Origin of the sequence: Vibrio sp. YQ_11 (genome assembly GCF_043103065.1) — a bacterium.
Taxonomy (GTDB): domain Bacteria; phylum Pseudomonadota; class Gammaproteobacteria; order Enterobacterales; family Vibrionaceae; genus Vibrio; species Vibrio parahaemolyticus.
The window spans coordinates 226915-244764 of sequence record NZ_JBICJM010000043.1 but is presented as its reverse complement, the minus strand read 5'-3'; the positions used below and the strand labels follow the sequence as shown (position 1 = coordinate 244764).

Sequence of the window (17850 nt, the reverse complement as noted above, 5' to 3'; positions counted from 1 at the left end):
GCTACACCGCAGGTAAGGTTGAATCAGAGACTTCTTTATCTAGATCGGCTTGCTTCGGTAACTTCAGCTTATCTAAACGTGTAAGTTGATAAAATTTGACTAACCCTTTCTGCCTGTCAGTTAAATTGTCCGATTGGAGCTGACTTGGCTTATGTTTCGCGAGAGTTAATAGTAGAAGAAATTCATCTAATAAAACCAAATTAGAGATTAAAGACTCAAACGCCAAAATAGGTTGAACAATATTCTTGTTTGATTTGGAAAGACTGCTCAACTCTGCGTTAACGTTTTCTTCAAAGCTGATCGCGCTTTCTTCAAATATTTCGTACTGGGATGGCAAAGGCATTCCTCTACTTGCTGAGATCGAATGTCTATCATCCGAATAGGCGATACCATCAATACCCACACTCATCAAGTCTGACTGCCATGTTAAGGGGTTGGTAGTCTTTAGATCCTCAATAACGTCATGTGCTAGAGATTCACTGTTATATTTACCGCTAAAGCCGCTTAGCAAATTCATGATCTCAATTTTTTGGTCTGTGACAGAGTTGATGGCTTGCGCTTTAGTTCCATCTTGGTCATTCCATATAGCATTTTCCTTCGCCTCCGTAATCAAATCATCAAACCCATTTGAGAATTTGTCTGGTGAGTTAATGCTTGCAAAAAACAACGAGGCAAATGGAGCGGTAAACATTGTTAGTTTGCCGATCTTTGAGTCCAGTTCATCGATCAAATTCTTTACGGATAACATCTCTTTGTTGGTTAAGGTCAAAAGGTTGTTTAAACGGTTTTGTGTATGAAGAAAGGTATGCTGTCGTAACGGTAGTTGTGTATTTAGAAGGTCGAGGTTGCCACTAATTCGAAATTTCCCAACCTCAAGTGGCGAAGCAGATAATTTACATTCAGCAACGACAAGTCTGTATGGACCAACACAGGCGACAGTTCCCTTCTCGAAGATTGTTTGAGCTACAGGCATTCCATAGTCAGTTAACTTGAATTGTCGTCCGTGCTCGGTATGGGTCGGGGAATGAACAATTATGCTATCAAGGTCTTTAAGAAGTTCGCAGTGACTTTCAAACAGTTCTCTGATTTCGAAAAAGTATCGTTCTCTATCTTCAATCGTTTTGATATCGCGTGCAGAGACTGCCTCTTTCAGTGACTTCAAGAGTTGTTTCGTCTTCAGGTGTAAGGTGTCTAAGCTGACGCTATGCTCCGCATTGACTTCCATTAAGTTTTCAATTGAAGCGTGAAACAGTTTGGAATCCGAAGTGCTAGCATAAACAGGGGAACGTATAATCATGATTCTTTGAAATCCCTTTCAGAAAATTTATAAGTCTGCGATGTAAAAAGATAGGAGAGGTATTGAGTTAAAGAGGAAAGCTCGCTCTTTTGCTTTCAACGCTAATGGCGCTGTTTTGTCGATTTTTGAAATGTCTTGGAGTCCTTGGCAAATGCTAAACCAAGCTGACAGTGCCAATAATTGTCGTTGAGATAACTTTCTTCGGTCCGGAAGTCTCTTGGTGTTGCTTCGAAACTCGTGTTCGAAGCGGCTTCTCTGTTCGAAACTCTGTCGGTAATGATTTGTTTCAACAATATAGTTTGTAGCTCTTGCAATGAAAGCTAGTCGATTTTTGAACTCTTCCAGCATGTCGTGGTAATCAACCTTACCTGAATGCGTTATAGGCTCTGGCATGTTTACCAAAAAAACATGGAATAGCTTGTCAACGGAGTTAAGAATAAATCGACTCTCTGTAGAAATATGATTGTTATCACTCATGTGTCTATCAATTTGCTTTAGTGTTTTATAGTGTATATTCTATAGCAAATTAATCAAAAGAGTAAGAGCTTGGATATGAGCAAAAGTGGATTGGGAGTGTTCGCTAATGATGACGGGCATTTCAACAATAAAGGCGCACGCTTCGTAAATGGTCAAGTCAAAAAGATCATTTCTCCAACAATCATTACCAGATCGAAAGCTGGATTTGATGCATTGGGTAGCTCTAGTGCAAATACCTACAGTACAGAAAATCAAATTGGTGCCCAGGTTAAAGAGCAGTCTTACACTGTTTTAGATGAGATCATCCCCGGACAAAGCAATAGCTTCATTGATACCAATAAAGAGTCATACCAAGTAAGCGCTCCTGCTCGAGTGATGGTTAATCATATGATGCGCCAGCTTGGGTCTACTCCAAGTGACAAAATTATTCTTGTTACCTCGTCTCCAATTGAACGTTTTTATAAAGATGGAACTCGTAACGAGGATTACATCAAAGAACGTGAACTAATGATGAGTAAGCCAGTATACCTTGATGGTCAAAATGAGCCTATGCATCAAATTGTAAAGCACATTGAGATAGCAGAGAGTTTGGGGGCATTTTACAACGATGCTATCAAGTACACTTTCAATAAAAATAAACTCAGGCTGTCTATGGACCAAGCGATAGTCGACCAATCATCTTTGTACATAGACATTGGTGGTCGCACTATTGATACTGGCGTCATTCAAAATAAAGCCATCATCTCTGCTGATTGTCATACATTTGAAGATTCTGGAATGCTTGCGATTCATGACAAAATTCGCATTAGCTTAAAGCCATACCGCCAAAACATCTCCCGACTTGAAATTGACGAAATTATTCGCACAAAGCAATTCATTCCGGACTTACGTGAAGCTCGCTCAATCAACGTCGAAGATATCGTAGTAAAAGCGATTGAAGAAGTATTGGAGAATGCGATAGGAGATATTCTCGACTCATACAACTTCAAAGACTTTAATCGAGTTCGCTTCACTGGTGGCTCTAGTTCTATTCTTGCTCCGTTTATTAAGCGCTATGTATCTGACGTTTCATTTTCAGATACGCCTTTATATGACAACGTATTAGGTATGTTGAAGTTTGGTGAGCTAGAAAGAATCAAACTAGAACGTGAATTAAAAGCGGCGTAGATATGAGTAAAGCTAAATCACCATACAGTAACTTGAGAATAGCAATGACAGTTGATCCAGAACTGCAGGAGCTACTTGTCCGTGGTGGTGCCTTAATTAAATCTAGTGGGAGAGGAAATCAATTTACTTTCTCTCCTGGCTTTAAAGACGCCATAAAAATCATGGCACGCAAGCTTATGGTTGACGCGGCTGCATCCTATGAAAAAGGGGAGAAATTCGACCCTTATGAGCGTGTAATGACGCTATATTCAGGTGCAAGTATTAATGAAGTGTTAGCAATATTGAAAGATGGAGCTTTAAACGGCTCCTTTATGCCAACTGCTATTAGCTCTACTCCCTTTAACCCAAATCATCCTGATACTGATTCTGCCAACCAAAATACTTCTGAAAAATTAGAAACGAGTTCAGAGCCTAAAAAAATCCCAAGTCTTGAAACGAGATTTTCCGATGACAGCGTTAGTACGGACGAATCGATTGCTGGTGATGTTGACGAAGAAGAAGAGGATGATTTTTACGATCATTCTTTGGACTCAATTCCTACATAGTGCCTTTCATGGAAATAAAATGGTTAAATTAGTAAATCGCAAAATACTTACTTTGATTACTGCTATTGCAATGATTTTACCAAATCAGGCTTTAGCGCTAAGTACGGAATTACAAGCGACAGTTCTTAATACGGCAGTTAACTCAGCTCGTGTTGCCAAGGTAGAGTCTCTAAAGGCAAAGGTTTCATACCTCGCCAATACGCTAGATAATCATGAATCCCTAACACTGACTCAGCATCCAGAACTCAAAATAAGCTCCTACATGTTCTTAACCAAGCTATGGGAGCAGAAGCCCTTAAGGGAGCTTTTGTTAATGCGAGGTGTTGATGTAGAAAGACTCGTAGTCAAGGTCGAAGAGGCAGGGTTAGATATTGAATTGTTGGATCTTCCTTTGTACAAATTCGGTAGCAATGCCGTTCCACTTAATCAAAATTGCTCTACGGTGTCCAACCCAATGAGTGCTTCCTCATTAGGAAAGTTGTATCAGCTTCTCCAAATAACTGAAGAATTGCTGGTGGATTCAGACTCTTATGCAGCGGATGCAATGGTGTTCTTCATCCAGCTTTCCACCTTAATAAAACTACATGACCCTATGATGACTCACGCTATGACTACTGAGAAGTGTGTTTCGGACTTAGAAGGGTCGTTAACGTGTGCCGATGGATTTTATGAGACAAAAAGTATTGATGAGAGCCTACTTACTAGTCGGCTAGATGATATAGCAGAAATGGCATCGCAGGATATTGCAATGATAGAAGCGCTTGGTTCTAGCAAAGTCGGCTCATTGCTTGGACGCTGCTACGTGCCAATGCGATTTTATACAAAAACAAACGCAATGATGAATCCTTTCACTGACACTCAAATAATCTCATTGAGTGAGATTCTATATAAGAATAATCAAGTTAGGCTTCATAGCACTCTATCCAAGCTAAACGTGAACGAGGTTTATAAAGAGAACTTCAATGTCCTTGATGTAATTTACAACTTTCCAAGATACGTGCGTGAAAATAATCTTAAAGGCAGTCGAGATGAGCTATTTAGATTACGAAACGATTACTTGAGGCAGAGTATGTTCAAACGCTTAGAAGCAGCAACTCTGAATACAGCCAAACTTATCAATGAAACATCATTACTATGAAAGTTACCACGGATAGCAGACCTCCAATCATAGAATCAGAACGCTTTCTCTTAGCGCAACTGCGCCATGTATATGATCAGTCACCATTAACTAATGAGTTAGGGGTACGGGTCGTGAATAACGACATGTCCCCATTGGATGGTTATGAGACAGCTTTAGTTTGCTTAGCGTTTGAGATTATCTTCAAGGACTACGAAACAAGAGCTATAAAGCGTTTGATGCCGGAATGTAGTTGCTATCTGTTGCGTTGGAGAAAAATCGCTAGGTTCTTTGATGAATGCAAAGAAACAAATTACAAGCGACTAGGCAAAGTTAAATTGAAACCATTTCTCACTGAAAAGGGGATTATTGACTTTGCTTTTCCAACCAAAACCATCTGCATTGAAGATATACACTACGACGTATATAAAATTTTAGGGTGGGAATCGTTTGTTGATGGCTAGGAAATTCCAAATTAAACACGCCCCTTTAAGTGTCACTACTTATGGTATTTTGGTATATCCCGGATTGTCACATTTAAATCTTACAGTTCCAGATTTTGGTTACTCTCCACGTCAACCATTTAAGCACCTAGAGCTAGGAGCATTAGCCACTACTCTTTGTGAAATCGTTAATAAGCCGTTTGACACTCTAGTAGATAACGACATTCGCGCTTACATGAAACTGATTAATCACATGCAAAGTAAAAGTCATACATGTGATGAAGTAAGTAGTGCATTTCTTGCCTTAATAAAGTGTCGACTCTATGAGTTGCAAGACATAATCCAAAACAAAGGGCACTCCTTTAGGCTTGGATCATTGGTTTGCGGCGATTGCGGTATGAGTTCTTTCACACATCACGAACAGGGACTAACCATTAAGTCATTCAAATCGGATGGTTACATAGAGTGTGATAATTGTGGTGCTTATGGGCTGATAAATAACAAATCACTAGTCGGTGTACCAACGAATGAATTCACATGGATTAAGCACCTACAAATTTTAGAAACGATTGCTTCAAATGTACAAAATGCATCTTATACAATGGATGAGCTTACCATTAGTTTGCTCAACATTAGTTCTGAAAACTCGGTATTTGACTTAAATCCAACTAACGGAATGAATGCTCTCTCGTACAAAGAGATGACTAATCACATTTCGAGATTTGGAAGGCGAAGTCAACTCATCAATAATGCCCAATACGCGGTAGATAAGACAATTGCCAAAATCTCACAGGATGGTGGTAACAAGCTACCGGTTATTGAAGACTTCATACTGAAAGCTCAAACACATGAAAAAGCACGATCGAATACAAATATTGAGAACCTTCGAGAGCTGCTTGCTAATCTGAAAATTAAAGGTCAATTGATATGAAAATGGTTGTTATAGACACTGAAATATCTGGTCCGGAACCAACAGATCAAGTTATTGAGATAGGGTGGATAACTTCAGCCTCACATGGCGCTGAGTTATATCGCATCCCAGACTCTTTGGAATTAAATCCTCACAACGCATCAATGACAGGCATTACAAAAGCTATGCTTGATGAGCATGATGAATTTGATGGAATTCCAGACGCTCTAAAAGGGCGAATTTGGTTAAGCTATAACGTCCAACATGATATCAACTGGATAAACCATACTTTGGTTACTTATGGCTTGGAGCCGTTACACCAGGTGCCATCGCTATGTCTTTCAGAATTGACTAAACAATTCTTCGAACTCGACAGATTTATTCCTATGGCTGAAGCCTTGAAGCGTTTGGGTATCAGTGGTGAGGTTAAGCATCGAGCGCTATCAGATGCAAACCACCATAAACTGATTTTTCATTGTATTTATAGTCGAAATCCCGAACTCGTGAGAAGAAGCTTTAAGCGTAGAGATCCACAGGGTGTGTAGTATTTCAAGCCACCAGCTTAGCGAGTTAGTCAATTGTAGCTATTCAAATGACTCCTATTAATATGAATAGGAGCGTTTGACCATTAATTATGCATAGGATTAAACGATGGCAAATTCAGTTCGAACATTAGTAACCGCGCTAGTGTTACTTAACTTAGGATGTTCTGACGTTACCTCCAAAGAAAATTCGGCTGTCAGTGATGGTCATAACGACGTAAAGTCGACTTTACCTGTCAATACGATAAAGATGGGAACTGTAGGTCCGGGCAGACTCAGTGAAGTAAAGTGCGAAAAGGAAGGTGATATTGGGACGGTGCTACTTAACGATGAAGGATACCCATATTTCTGTGTTTCAAATGATGGCAAAGTGTTTTGGGCGACACCACGAATGAAAGAGTTAGAAGTTATATCGGCTCCCTCTTAGTGGTTCCTACATTTCAGCTTTAAATCCCAATAAGCATATCTCCTAGTTAACAGTCTGCAGTTTATCAAGAATGAATGAGCCAATTTCCCTAAAGTCGTTTTCCTTCCATTGGCTTATTTTTCGATAGCGGAAGTTTTTTGCAATTTCAAGAAGTTCTAACTTACTCACTTTGAAACCTAGCTCACTCTTAAGGTATGAACGCAGAGATTCAAAATCTCGTTTTTCAACTTCTAACTCCCCATAAGCAATTGGTTTTAAATGTTTTTGAATCCTAACTAAGACATCAAACACATCTGACTCATTGAAACCAGCGTGAGTACTAAACGCTGATGCAATGGTGGCTAAGCTTGATTTAGAGTCATAGTAGGTAAGCAATAGATCATTTTCAGAAACGTTGAACAGTCGATAGTTGACCCTTCTAACTGTAGATGGTTCTGTAAACTGATTGAGTATTATCTTTTCGAGTGAGTCTAGCGCGGCTTCTCGTTTCATATCTACATAGGGTGAAAAAGGATGAGGGATAGTTGGTGCATTTCTCTCTCCCTTATTTGGATCGTAATAGGCACCTGCTTCTGTAATCATTTCTTCTAAATCACAGACAACCCTCAAGCAATGCTTACCAGTCGAGTTTTTACAGAACTTCAGATAATAACCGTGTAAGTTATAGTCAAATTCTTCGTCGTTGTGGATAAGCGTTTGTGAAGCGCCGTATTGCTGGTCAAGCTTGGTCTTTAATTGCTTGAACAAATTAGCTTCTGTACCAGATAAGTACATTAAACGATTAAGTACAGTTAGTTCGATGTCCTCAAGGTCGGCTTTTTTGTCTCTTAAGCATATGTAAAGAGAGAGTAGGAGTGGGTCGCCGTTGACTATTCTTTCAGGAAATACAAACAGCTTATCGTTGCGTGTTAAGTTCTCAATAATTTGATCACTTAAAGTTATGAAATAGGCACTTGGTAAGGTCGTCGTAGAACCGTCAAGTTTCACGAGTTCATTGTTTCGGCGTAATTTAGCTATAAAAATGAAATCTTCCTCTTGAGAGTACAACCCATCAAGATGTTTTGATTCTTGAGCTAACGGGCTACCAGAAAATAAATATCTAGCAAATTGTAGTTCCGATAGGTGGTCATCGATGTTCTTTCTGTTTGGTCCTGATTCAATGACTCCTTTAACCTGGACTATCTGACTCATCCGGCACGGAAATTCTTTCTTCTCGAATGGCTCACTAAATATGCCCTGAGAAAGCATCTTAGAGTTATATGCAAGGGCTAGTTTAACTAAAGCAACATAGGTTTTAAGTGCTGCTTTTGTAGGCACTTGGTCGTGAGCCTTAACAGTTATCTTGTACTTGATTTCTGACCGTCCTGTCCCGTATTTAAACTCCTTTTCGGTAAAGTTAATAGCGTTGCGTCTGACTGGCGCTAATGATAAAAATTCTTGCGGTAAGAACTGTCGAGAGTACGGGTAACTGCTGATCTCATGGCTCTTAGTGTTAAATGAATCGGCAGAATATCCTGTGATTTGGAGTGCTTTTTGAAATGATTCAGAGTGTTCTTTGGTGAAACGGGTTTTATTCCTGTTACCAACCGGAAGGTTTTCAACCAATTCTGATTTTGTCGCAAAAACATAGCAATACACAGAGTTTGACGGTACGCCATTAACTGTTACCTCAGCTCTTTTAACGATCCCTTTCATGACGAGGTCGCGGATATTCCTTGATGTTGTTTTGGCAGGAATTTTAAAGCTATCTTCAAGAAACGAGGTTAATTCTTTTACTGTCACCACTTTGTTGTTGACCGAAGACCCTAATCTAAGAATGGTCTTTACAAGATTCACCTGAGTATCGTTTAGGTCTTGCTCTATAAAATTGAAATGGCTAGGTTCCAAGCAATGGTCATCAAGGAGAAATAACGAGAACTTCCTCTTTAGGTTGATGTTTTCTGGTAAATCTAAGCTTAAAATTTCAATATTCATAGCAGTTCAGTACTCGATCACATTACCCAGATAGTAACAGCTTAGTAAAAACCTACAAATCAAGCAGCTAGCGAACTTATACACAGAATTAAAATTGGGAATGATCTTAATGATCTTTTTTTGATTTTAAATGATTTCTAATGATTGGCAGTCATGTGTCAAGCTCAAGCGCTTTAGAGTGATATCGAAATATCTGAAATAAATTCAATGAGATATGCTCAATGTTGTTTTCAACTGGCAATTTTCAATATCGGTATGGTGACAGGATCGCACTAAGCTAGATGATAGATCGAACTAACTCCTTATTTAGACCGCACTAACTCACCCTTTGGATCTCACAAAACGAATGATTAGATCGCACAAACTTTGTTCACATAAAACTCGGAGTTACTAACAGTAATTGACCTAAAGCTTAATAGATCGCACTAACTTTCATGGGATTTGTTTATTAGTTTTTGTTAAAAATTTCAGTTGGTTAGGCTTGATTTATAGGAAGGCTGCTTAATTATTCTAAATGTGATTTTAGTCACTCACTATTTTTTAGATCAAGCCTGATGGAGCGCTCTAGTTGATTTTTCAAGTGTCACTAATCTTTGATAGGGATGACTGCAAGGTTTGTTACTTGTAGAGCTGCGCATGAGTTTTTGAGCACTTTAATCTGGCAACATTGGCAAACTTTGACATTTGACATCATTCAATGCCTAGTTCTATGCCTGTAGCCTTTGTTATTACAGTTATCGCGAGTGAGTTTTTGAAAGAGTTGCGTATCGTAGCCTATGGGCACAAGATGGTTGAAGGCGTTGTTATTTCATTTCAACCAAATGAGTTATTGATTCGCTCTTTAATGGGATAGTTAAGATGATTGTTAGGTTTGTTATCCAAATCTCAAGTAATGAGTTATTGACCTAAGTTACTGAAATGAGTGAGGCAAATAACCCTGTAACTTTACTGATTGTTCATTGTTACCGGTTACTACAAACCACATAGCCATTGGATCGCACTAAGTGTGCGTTCTCACGCGCCTCATTTTAAAGAATACATATTGGATCGCACTAACTACCGCCATATTAATTAATGGATCGTACAAACATCGTATTTGAGTTTGATGGTCAGCATCTAATAGATCGCACTAACTCATAGTAAAGACAGGATAACTAACATGGGGAGGAATGGTACTGGAATTAAAATTCAGCATGTTGAAATAACTGAGACTGATTTGCGAAAGCACTATGTACAGTTAAGTCTAAGCTCTAAGAGCTTAGACTTGATCATACCTAAGTAACAATACCTAGCTTAGCGGCTTCTTCAGCAATTTTTTCTGACTCATTGACTGCGCTGAGCGGGTCAATTAAGCACGTTTCTAAAGCAGTAACTTTCTTACCCTTGACTTGATTGACAACAGTCATAGCTTCACCGGATTTATAACTCTTGTCGAATTTACTTGCCACCTCAACAAGACCTTTAAAGAAGGCTTTGGAAGCAATAGGTTGCTTATTCGAATCAAGAGTACCAAACATCGATGTCTTTGCACCTGCAATATTATTGGATTTTTCGATTAACTCAGTGGTTAATGCTACGAATGCATTCATAACAAGGTTTTGCTTACCCTTGTTAATCATTCCAACACCAAAACAAGCTTCACAAAATGCATGTAGAGATTTAGCCGCGTTAGTTTTCCCTTCGGAGACTAGACGTTTTTCCGAGACTTCATCTAAATCAGGATTAACTGCTCTTTGTGCTGGTGGGATAATCCCTTGCATTCCATAAAAAATGTCATTAGCTACACGAGACTGTAATTGCCTTAATAGTCCAAGACAAAGCCTTTCAACTTTGACATCGTCGCTGCTAGCTAGCGCATTCTGAAACTTTGCTCTAGTTTGTTCGGATAGTGTCCCATGCTCTAAAAGCTCATTTGCTACTGGTCTTGCTAGAGTCAAAAGGTCTTGAACATATGGTAAGAATTTATTGGTGAACGTTTTCCCCACGTATTGAGGTACGATCCGTTCAAATCGCATAAAAATTGGTTCCGTTCTAGCACCAGCTTTTAGAGCTGCGTCATGGTCATTCATTTCATCGCGAAGACCACGAATGAGCTTTTCTAGAGAGCGAGATGAAGTATGAGGTCCATTCTTCTTCTTATCGACACCTTCATAAAAGAGAAGAGGGTTTCGTTCTACATTGTCTACAAGAAATTCAATAATGAACCCTGTACCAAAGTTATCATCACGACCTTCTACATAAGTACGATGTGCGCGTTCACAGAAGTCCCCAGGGGTATCACCTGTAACCATCGATCTAGCACGGTTTGTAAGAGCAGAAGATTGCTTGTTTACGTTTGTACCATCAATAGCGCCAAGGTTGCCTGTAAATGCAGTATAGGCAGTTTCGCCAATGTAAGTTGAGCGGAAGTGGCGAGTTTCAATTAGGTCCATCATGGCATTTTGTATGTGACTATGAGCATTTAATAAGTCATCAACCACGATAACGGAAAACCGATTATCTTCCAGTTTGGCAAGATACTCGGGTGGAGCAAATCTTGTAACATCTTTTTCAACACCAACGGTTGGTGATATTTGTGGTACACCTGAGACAACAGTATTTGATACTTCACCTGCCATTATGATTGTTCTAAAGACGATATCGTCCTTATCAACTTTGACATACTCTCCTGGGTTAATAAGTACTCGATTCTCCATCGCTTTCCCAATCCGCTTAATCGCTGATGAAAAAACAGATGTTTTACCTTGCCCCGGTGGACCCAAGATACCAAGAGGTGTCATGTCATCGTCTGGGTTAGCATTGTTAAAGCCATAATTGAAAATTTCAGTCCAAGCTTTCTCTACCTGAACGTCAGCTTCTTTGTCTATTCCATTAGTATGCCAAGAGCGCAATAGGCTTTGAACAATGACTACTTCAAGATCAGCAACAGAACTGAACTCAAAGCCAGCTTCAGTCGACATATCAAGTACTACCTGGCTAGGTTGCGCAATCGCTTCGAATTCTGGTTTGGAGTAATACTTCATATTTAGCTCGCCTCCTTGATTTCAAGTTGATCGACGAATACCAGCGGTAATAAATCCACTGTGTTTAAAGAGATGTAGTCGAACTCTGGATGGGACAAGTCGTACTGTGAAGTAAAGATAGTGAAGATGTTTGAGTTGTTTTGAATTGCGAATGACGCATTGTGAATTACGTTCTTTGATTCACATCCTGCTATGTCCAATAGCAAGATAGTCGGAGCATCAATAAGGGTGATTCGCTCGACTAGTCCATCAATGTCAATATCGTTCGATAAACGAATACTCTGTACATCTAACTTATCAAGGAGAGGGACTAAATTTCTATACTCTGTAGGTGAGTTTTGTCTCACCTGCCTTAACAATTGGATATGACTTTCAACAACAGGCTTTAACTCAACATTTGAAAAAATTAGTTCAAATTCTGGTCTATTGAACCCAGTAGATTCTTGCTCATTGAACCCTGTTGGATGAGTCAACTCATAGCCAGTCAGGTCATGATGAAGCATTGATGTCTCTTTACTATCGTTACTTAAAAGCGACAAATAATGAAAGATCTTTCTGGATATAGTGAGGGTGTGAAATGGAGAGTTAACAACAGGCAAACTCGTTTGTGCCCGAAGCTCACTGACCATATCAATAGGTACATTACGCATTGGATAAAATCCTTTGTGATTTGGTGTTAATTAATTTTACAACTGATTTTACTAAAACGCTATATATGATACTATTTATGCTGTAATGGATTAATCTATGGTGGCTTCGTGAAGCAAAAAACAATTTTGAATGTTCCGGTCTTTAGCAAAGCGTGCTATCAACAAAACGCCGATAAGAATCAGACTCAGAGCATAGAAGCTTCATCAAAGTTACGTCTTCAGCAGTTAAGAAACATGTTTAACTCATTAGAGGATAAAGATAGGTTCTCTCAGCAACTGTTAGCTGTAGCTAAACAAGCTGTAAGCAAAAATGCCATGCCAACTCTTGATTCGATCCCTATCACTGATATAGCCCTTTATTCTTACAAGCGAAGAACTTCACAGTCAGCATCTCGAGCTTTTAATGATGCATTGTCAATCATGGCGTCACACAAAGAGTTTACGACAATACCTTCATTTATAAGTGCGACTATATCTCCTGATGGAGTGCGTCACTTACCCTCATTCGGAGAAATGGTGATTCAAGCATCGCTGATTAATCATGACCCATATTTGGATAGAAGAGGGTTATCTGCAGATTCGACCATTGACAAGAAGCCGATGTTTGCAAGTGATTTATTAAGCAATGTCATGGAGGGTCTAAAGGAGCTAAACGTAGAGTTCAAAAATAACTTTCATTTGGCTCGGGCATTTATGCGAGAAGTTGATTACCTACCTTCGGCAATCAGCTCATTCAAAGCAAAAGATCAATCTAACGGGTTTTCTGAACAGACCATTGCTCAAGCCGTAATTTATGCGCTGTCTAATGATACCTTTGAAATGAGTAGCCGCCAGTTAGCACGAGCAATTGAGGTAGCATATTTGAATAACGTTGACTTAAACAGCATTGTCGTTTGTGGAACGGAATCGTTAGAGGACACTGTTGACTTGATCGACGATGAAACAGTACGTAAAGCTCACAGCTTGTATTCGAAGAAACAAATTGTTGATGACATTACCGAAAAAAACGCTCATAAGCTTGATGAAAGCTATGACCCAATGTCTCATTTTGACTTATAGCGAACGATATTATGGCAGCAATTAAACACCCTGCAGGTAAGCTTTGTTCTGACCCGCTCACTCAACAAAAGGTTGCACGACTTCGTGATGTCATCATTAATCAAAAAAAGAAGTCTGGATTCCCTGTATTTGAGGAATATGCATTTTTGGCAAAGAGAATGCCATTTTATGCTTATGACCACCCAGAATTCCTTAAAATCTGTGACACTGCATTCACCGATGGTAGGGCAATTTATTTTGCTAAGGATTTTATAGAAGCTTGCTTTTCTCATGATGTGGAGATGAAAGGGAAAGGTATCAAAAGCCATTCAGCACTCTTTTTAGCATTACACGAACTTAAGCATAATTTCGAACAAGATTTCGTCAGATTAGTAAATGGTAAAATTCCGGCTGACATATTAAATATCGGTCAGGACATTCATAATAACCTGCAATTATATTTCAATTTCAAAATACCCCTTCACGACTCGTCACCACTGTTCAATGGTTATGGTTTGACCAAGGAAGAACTAGAAAAGTATGGCGGTTTAACAAGTGATTCGATTTGTTTGGATCTTTACCGTGAAGCTGTAAACCAACTTAAAGAACAGCTTCAGCAACAGAACCAATCTGGACAACAGCAGCAGAGTTCGTCTCAACAATCGAGCCAATCTGGTCAACAACAGCAGAATTCATCTCAGCAGTCGAGCCAATCTGGTCAACAACAGCAGAGTTCATCTCAGCAGTCGAGCCAATCTGGTCAACAACAGCAGAATTCATCTCAGCAATCGAGCAAATCTGGTCAACAACAGCAGAGTTCGTCTCAGCAACAAAACCAAACAGGTAATCAACAGCAGAGCAGTCCATCTCAACAGACTAATGAAGATGGTACGCAAAATCCTGATGTACAAGATAAGCCGACCACTGTAGCAGGAGAACTCGCTAAACAAGGGATCGATGGTTACAGCGACCTAGCAGATAAATTGCGTAACAAAGGACAAACCGAGCAACATGTAGTTGACCCACAGAAAGTTAAAGACGCAGCAGATGCAGCGGAATTAAGCGACATGGCAAAAGATAGGCTTGGGTTAAGATCTGAATTGGACCTGAAACAAATTGAAGCCGAAAGTAAAGCCACAATCCAGCAAGCTGTAATGGAAGCCGATAAAGCTCATTCTCAATTAAGTGATGCAGAGAAGAAGGAAACGTCAATTGGTACTGGTAAAGGAACTTACTCTCAAAAGCTAAATTTGGATGGTGACACTCAAATGTCTTGGGAAACTTATGCAAGAGAAGTTGCATATCTAGGTGGGGGTAACAAGTTCGCTTATACCGAGGATGTTATCAATGATGCTTTCTTTAGTGACCCTACCCAATATGAAGGGATTATTGTTCCTGAAAAGCGAAAAGAGGGTATCGGGATATGCATTATGGACACTTCTGGTTCGATGAATCGAAGTTTTATGGCTCGAGGATTCAATGAAACTCTAGAAGCTATTGAATCAGGTGGAGTCGAAGAGTTTCTTGTCTTTCCAGCGGATGTTGATATCAGCGAATACTGGATATGTGATCGTGGCAATATTAATCAAGTACGTGATCAAGTTCTTGCTCTTGGTGGGGGCGGTACGGACTACACGATCCCTTTAAAAAATGCACATCAAGTTGCTGCAGAACTAGACAAAGAAGTTCTTTTCACAGTCTTCTTTACCGATTTAGACGGTCATGTACCCGCATTTGAGTACATTATGACGGAACTGGAAGTTGATGAGTTACCACCTACCATTTTTGTCACTGATTGCTCGGATAAGGCACGAATCCAAACGTATGACAAAGCTCTTGGGGAGTATGGGGTTTGTTTTGAGTACGCCAAAGGGTTGGAAGTCAATTTACAAGAAATTGAGCAGGAATTAGAAGAAGTTTCCGAAACAGGATACAAGCTAGGAATTTACTAACGATGAACAAATCATTTCCATTAATTATCTGTGCAATTGTCCTTACTGGTTGTTTACCAGAAACGAAAGTAACAGATAAAAATGAAACAAAGCCAACGCCTGATCCAACCCCTGCAGCATTTGAGGTGATTCCGTACTTTGACTATGGATCTGTTGTAGGGGGACAAGTCTACCTAGACTTGGATAATGACAATATTGCAGAAGAAGACGAATTTTACGGTTCGACAGATAAAAATGGTGTCTTTACATCTTCATCCTTCAGTGAAGCCGTAGAGCGTTACCCTGTAGCATCTGTAATGGTTAAATTGATCAAGGATGTAACTCTGGTCAAAAGCGAGGTAGCTGGCGACTATTACATCGATGAGTCTAAGTGGCTAAGTTATGATCTTAAACAGCTAGGGGTCAGTACTAAATCATCTTCAGTCAGCAATACGCCAATTCATGTAAACGCATTAACCACTTGGGTTCAGGCATTAATGAACTCAAGTGAAGAACCTAAAACGCTTAGTGAAGCTACCTCACTGCTTAATGACACGTTAAAGTACGCTGAAGACGTTCAATTCGATGAGCCAGATTACGACGAGTATCATCTGAAAAGTTATATAAATGGTTTGGAGGTCGGCGCAGTCAAATCGAACGAATTTTGTTGTGTAACAATTTCAATACCAGCATTTGAAATCGTAGGCTCTAAAATTACGTGGTCGTATGATGAAATATACGAGCGCGGTGGAGAGCCTGATCCATATGAGCCACCAGTATTTGAATATGATGCCGATGGAGATATGGTCATTCACATCCCTTCTGATCCGTCTAACCCTACCGACCCTAATACGGGGAGTTACGATGGTTACTACCCTGCAGATGGGCAATTTGCTCTAGGGGAGGGGATTATTGCTTCAGGTAAGACCGCAACCTTCCAATTAGGAAATCGTGATAACTCAAGTAGCGATTATGGGTTTTCAGTTGTAAATGGAAATTTAGCTGTTGCCTATACAAGAAAACAAGATGGAATACCCTCAGTTAGTGAGTTAGCCATCGACTTCTTAGGAAACTCTGTTGCGGAAGAAAAACATCATTATTTCAAGTCGGCTGGGTCAGTTCGATATTGCAATGAGTCAGAAAGGGCTGGTGGTCAGTGCACAACGTATACGCAATTTCCGGGAAGAACAAGAAATGTTCTGGCGTTCAACTCATGGGGTGATGAGTCAATAGTAAGTTTTGATGGTCCCACGAGAGGATTCTACTCATACAAAAATAATACATGGTCTAATTGGTCAGACACAAATAAGGTCACAATTTGGAAGGAATGTGTTACTGGGAGAGAAGGTCCAGTATGTACCCCACACGACAGCTATTACAACTACGTAGATACCCTTTTCGATAACGCAGCATATGGTCCGTCAGGCTTCGTTAACTATCTTAAATACGGCACAACAGTAGACGACCGACTCACGTTCAGAAATGCAATTCGATACCAAGCAGGAAGCGACATCCGAGTAGGAAGTGAAGGTGATTTTGAGATGCTTGGCGGGATGCCTGTTAATGTCATGTCTACCTTCAGAATGAGAGGTGATACCGGTCAATATCTATTTGGCTGGTTTAACGAACGAGATGATAGTGTTAGAGGCATCGCGATCAAAAAGGATGGAGTGTGGAATGCACTTGGTGACAATGATTACGATAAAATTAACTCTCTTTATTCAGCACAATATTTAAAACCTAAAGCAAGCATTACTTCAATAGAAGGTGACGTTCAAAATTTCTTTGTTGGAGCAATTGAGTTAGACCCTCAATTTGATCGAAACCTCAATGTTACCGGTTGGACTTTAAATTTACGAAAGTACGAAACTTCATTCGGTATGTGGTCTACTTCATGGATAAAATTTCCAGCAGAAGAACAAATCAAAAGTATGGACGTAACTGCGTTTAACGATGGTAGTGTGCTGGGGGCATTCTGTAGTGCTGAAGGTAAAATGTCGCTGTTACGATGGTCCAGCTCACTGTCTGTTCCTGGAATTGGTGTGTTAGAGCAACATGATTCAGACGAAGTGTGTGAAGAATTGTATTTCCTAGAAGCATCACCTATGTCTGGCGGTAAAGAGGGCATAGTTCTTGTGAATGGTCCAACTATATACGGGGTATCTAGCGATGGTGGATACATCAAGTTGGTAGAAGATAACCCTATTTCTGGAAATCTAAAGTTCTTCAGTTCGGATGAAGGATGGGTTCTGACAGGTTCGAATAAAACCATCCTACTGATTGCAAACGACCCAACTTAGAGTTACTAG

The 17850-nt window shown here is 39.8% G+C and carries 15 protein-coding genes; 10 read left to right on the top strand and 5 right to left on the bottom strand.

The window, feature by feature from the left end; all coding sequences use genetic code 11:
• Position 1: 1 nt before the first annotated feature.
• Positions 2 to 1225: a hypothetical protein gene (locus ACF8EG_RS17175; protein ID WP_392419644.1), complete on the bottom strand. Its 1224-nt coding sequence runs from the start codon at positions 1223 to 1225 to the stop codon at positions 2 to 4.
• Positions 1226 to 1324: 99 nt separating this feature from the next.
• A complete protein-coding gene (locus ACF8EG_RS17170) occupies positions 1325 to 1774 on the bottom strand; it encodes a hypothetical protein (RefSeq protein ID WP_283658509.1) in 450 nt (149 codons plus the stop codon).
• Positions 1775 to 1849: 75 nt separating this feature from the next.
• Between ACF8EG_RS17170 and parM the strand changes: the two genes are divergently transcribed.
• The 7 genes from parM (at position 1850) to ACF8EG_RS17135 (ending at position 6925) form a co-directional block, all read left to right on the top strand.
• Complete coding sequence (gene parM, locus ACF8EG_RS17165) at positions 1850 to 2941, top strand: ParM/StbA family protein (RefSeq protein ID WP_025767569.1); 1092 nt, start codon at positions 1850 to 1852, stop codon at positions 2939 to 2941.
• Positions 2942 to 2943: 2 nt separating this feature from the next.
• Positions 2944 to 3486: a hypothetical protein gene (locus ACF8EG_RS17160; protein WP_180208918.1), complete on the top strand. Its 543-nt coding sequence runs from the start codon at positions 2944 to 2946 to the stop codon at positions 3484 to 3486.
• 19 nt (positions 3487 to 3505) lie between these two features.
• On the top strand, positions 3506 to 4624 hold the full coding sequence (locus ACF8EG_RS17155) for a hypothetical protein (RefSeq protein WP_392419641.1): 1119 nt from the start codon (positions 3506 to 3508) through the stop codon (positions 4622 to 4624).
• Entirely contained in the window at positions 4621 to 5067 is a 447-nt protein-coding gene (locus ACF8EG_RS17150) for a hypothetical protein (protein WP_392419640.1), read from the top strand. Before ACF8EG_RS17155 ends, ACF8EG_RS17150 begins: the two co-directional genes overlap by 4 nt.
• Positions 5060 to 5977: a hypothetical protein gene (locus tag ACF8EG_RS17145; RefSeq protein ID WP_138937734.1), complete on the top strand. Its 918-nt coding sequence runs from the start codon at positions 5060 to 5062 to the stop codon at positions 5975 to 5977. The genes ACF8EG_RS17150 and ACF8EG_RS17145 overlap by 8 nt, the downstream gene beginning before the upstream one ends.
• Positions 5974 to 6501, top strand: coding sequence for a 3'-5' exonuclease (locus tag ACF8EG_RS17140; RefSeq protein WP_180208914.1), 528 nt, complete (start codon positions 5974 to 5976; stop codon positions 6499 to 6501). Before ACF8EG_RS17145 ends, ACF8EG_RS17140 begins: the two co-directional genes overlap by 4 nt.
• Before the next feature lie 106 nt (positions 6502 to 6607).
• Positions 6608 to 6925: a hypothetical protein gene (locus ACF8EG_RS17135; protein ID WP_025767563.1), complete on the top strand. Its 318-nt coding sequence runs from the start codon at positions 6608 to 6610 to the stop codon at positions 6923 to 6925.
• Between the two features lie 42 nt (positions 6926 to 6967).
• Here the strand turns inward: ACF8EG_RS17135 and ACF8EG_RS17130 are convergent, their stop codons facing one another.
• The 3 genes from ACF8EG_RS17130 to ACF8EG_RS17120 all read right to left on the bottom strand — a co-directional run bounded on the left by ACF8EG_RS17130 (position 6968) and on the right by ACF8EG_RS17120 (position 12572).
• On the bottom strand, positions 6968 to 8899 hold the full coding sequence (locus ACF8EG_RS17130; protein ID WP_392419638.1) for a replication initiator protein RctB domain-containing protein: 1932 nt from the start codon (positions 8897 to 8899) through the stop codon (positions 6968 to 6970).
• Between the two features lie 1274 nt (positions 8900 to 10173).
• Positions 10174 to 11922 carry a hypothetical protein gene (locus ACF8EG_RS17125; protein WP_086048471.1) on the bottom strand — a complete coding sequence of 583 codons (1749 nt, stop codon included), beginning with the start codon at positions 11920 to 11922 and terminating at the stop codon, positions 10174 to 10176.
• Between the two features lie 2 nt (positions 11923 to 11924).
• Complete coding sequence (locus ACF8EG_RS17120; RefSeq protein ID WP_392419636.1) at positions 11925 to 12572, bottom strand: hypothetical protein; 648 nt, start codon at positions 12570 to 12572, stop codon at positions 11925 to 11927.
• 108 nt (positions 12573 to 12680) lie between these two features.
• Between ACF8EG_RS17120 and ACF8EG_RS17115 the strand changes: the two genes are divergently transcribed.
• The 3 genes from ACF8EG_RS17115 to ACF8EG_RS17105 are packed head-to-tail and all read left to right on the top strand — an operon-like array spanning position 12681 to position 17841.
• Entirely contained in the window at positions 12681 to 13631 is a 951-nt protein-coding gene (locus tag ACF8EG_RS17115; protein ID WP_258486270.1) for a hypothetical protein, read from the top strand.
• Between the two features lie 11 nt (positions 13632 to 13642).
• Positions 13643 to 15562 carry a hypothetical protein gene (locus ACF8EG_RS17110; RefSeq protein ID WP_392419634.1) on the top strand — a complete coding sequence of 640 codons (1920 nt, stop codon included), beginning with the start codon at positions 13643 to 13645 and terminating at the stop codon, positions 15560 to 15562.
• 2 nt (positions 15563 to 15564) lie between these two features.
• A complete protein-coding gene (locus ACF8EG_RS17105) occupies positions 15565 to 17841 on the top strand; it encodes a hypothetical protein (RefSeq protein WP_392419632.1) in 2277 nt (758 codons plus the stop codon).
• Positions 17842 to 17850: the final 9 nt, after the last annotated feature.

Excerpts from the sequence above, each read along its gene's own strand:
- ACF8EG_RS17140 (WP_180208914.1), top strand. The coding sequence starts at position 5,974 with ATGAAAATGGTTGTTATAGACACTGAAATATCTGGTCCGGAACCAACA.
- ACF8EG_RS17125 (WP_086048471.1), bottom strand. The coding sequence starts at position 11,922 with ATGAAGTATTACTCCAAACCAGAATTCGAAGCGATTGCGCAACCTAGC.
- ACF8EG_RS17150 (WP_392419640.1), top strand. The coding sequence starts at position 4,621 with ATGAAAGTTACCACGGATAGCAGACCTCCAATCATAGAATCAGAACGC.
- ACF8EG_RS17110 (WP_392419634.1), top strand. The coding sequence starts at position 13,643 with ATGGCAGCAATTAAACACCCTGCAGGTAAGCTTTGTTCTGACCCGCTC.
- ACF8EG_RS17120 (WP_392419636.1), bottom strand. The coding sequence starts at position 12,572 with ATGCGTAATGTACCTATTGATATGGTCAGTGAGCTTCGGGCACAAACG.
- ACF8EG_RS17105 (WP_392419632.1), top strand. The coding sequence starts at position 15,565 with ATGAACAAATCATTTCCATTAATTATCTGTGCAATTGTCCTTACTGGT.
- ACF8EG_RS17155 (WP_392419641.1), top strand. The coding sequence starts at position 3,506 with ATGGTTAAATTAGTAAATCGCAAAATACTTACTTTGATTACTGCTATT.
- ACF8EG_RS17170 (WP_283658509.1), bottom strand. The coding sequence starts at position 1,774 with ATGAGTGATAACAATCATATTTCTACAGAGAGTCGATTTATTCTTAAC.
- ACF8EG_RS17145 (WP_138937734.1), top strand. The coding sequence starts at position 5,060 with ATGGCTAGGAAATTCCAAATTAAACACGCCCCTTTAAGTGTCACTACT.
- ACF8EG_RS17175 (WP_392419644.1), bottom strand. The coding sequence starts at position 1,225 with ATGGAAGTCAATGCGGAGCATAGCGTCAGCTTAGACACCTTACACCTG.
- ACF8EG_RS17160 (WP_180208918.1), top strand. The coding sequence starts at position 2,944 with ATGAGTAAAGCTAAATCACCATACAGTAACTTGAGAATAGCAATGACA.
- ACF8EG_RS17130 (WP_392419638.1), bottom strand. The coding sequence starts at position 8,899 with ATGAATATTGAAATTTTAAGCTTAGATTTACCAGAAAACATCAACCTA.
- ACF8EG_RS17135 (WP_025767563.1), top strand. The coding sequence starts at position 6,608 with ATGGCAAATTCAGTTCGAACATTAGTAACCGCGCTAGTGTTACTTAAC.
- parM (WP_025767569.1), top strand. The coding sequence starts at position 1,850 with ATGAGCAAAAGTGGATTGGGAGTGTTCGCTAATGATGACGGGCATTTC.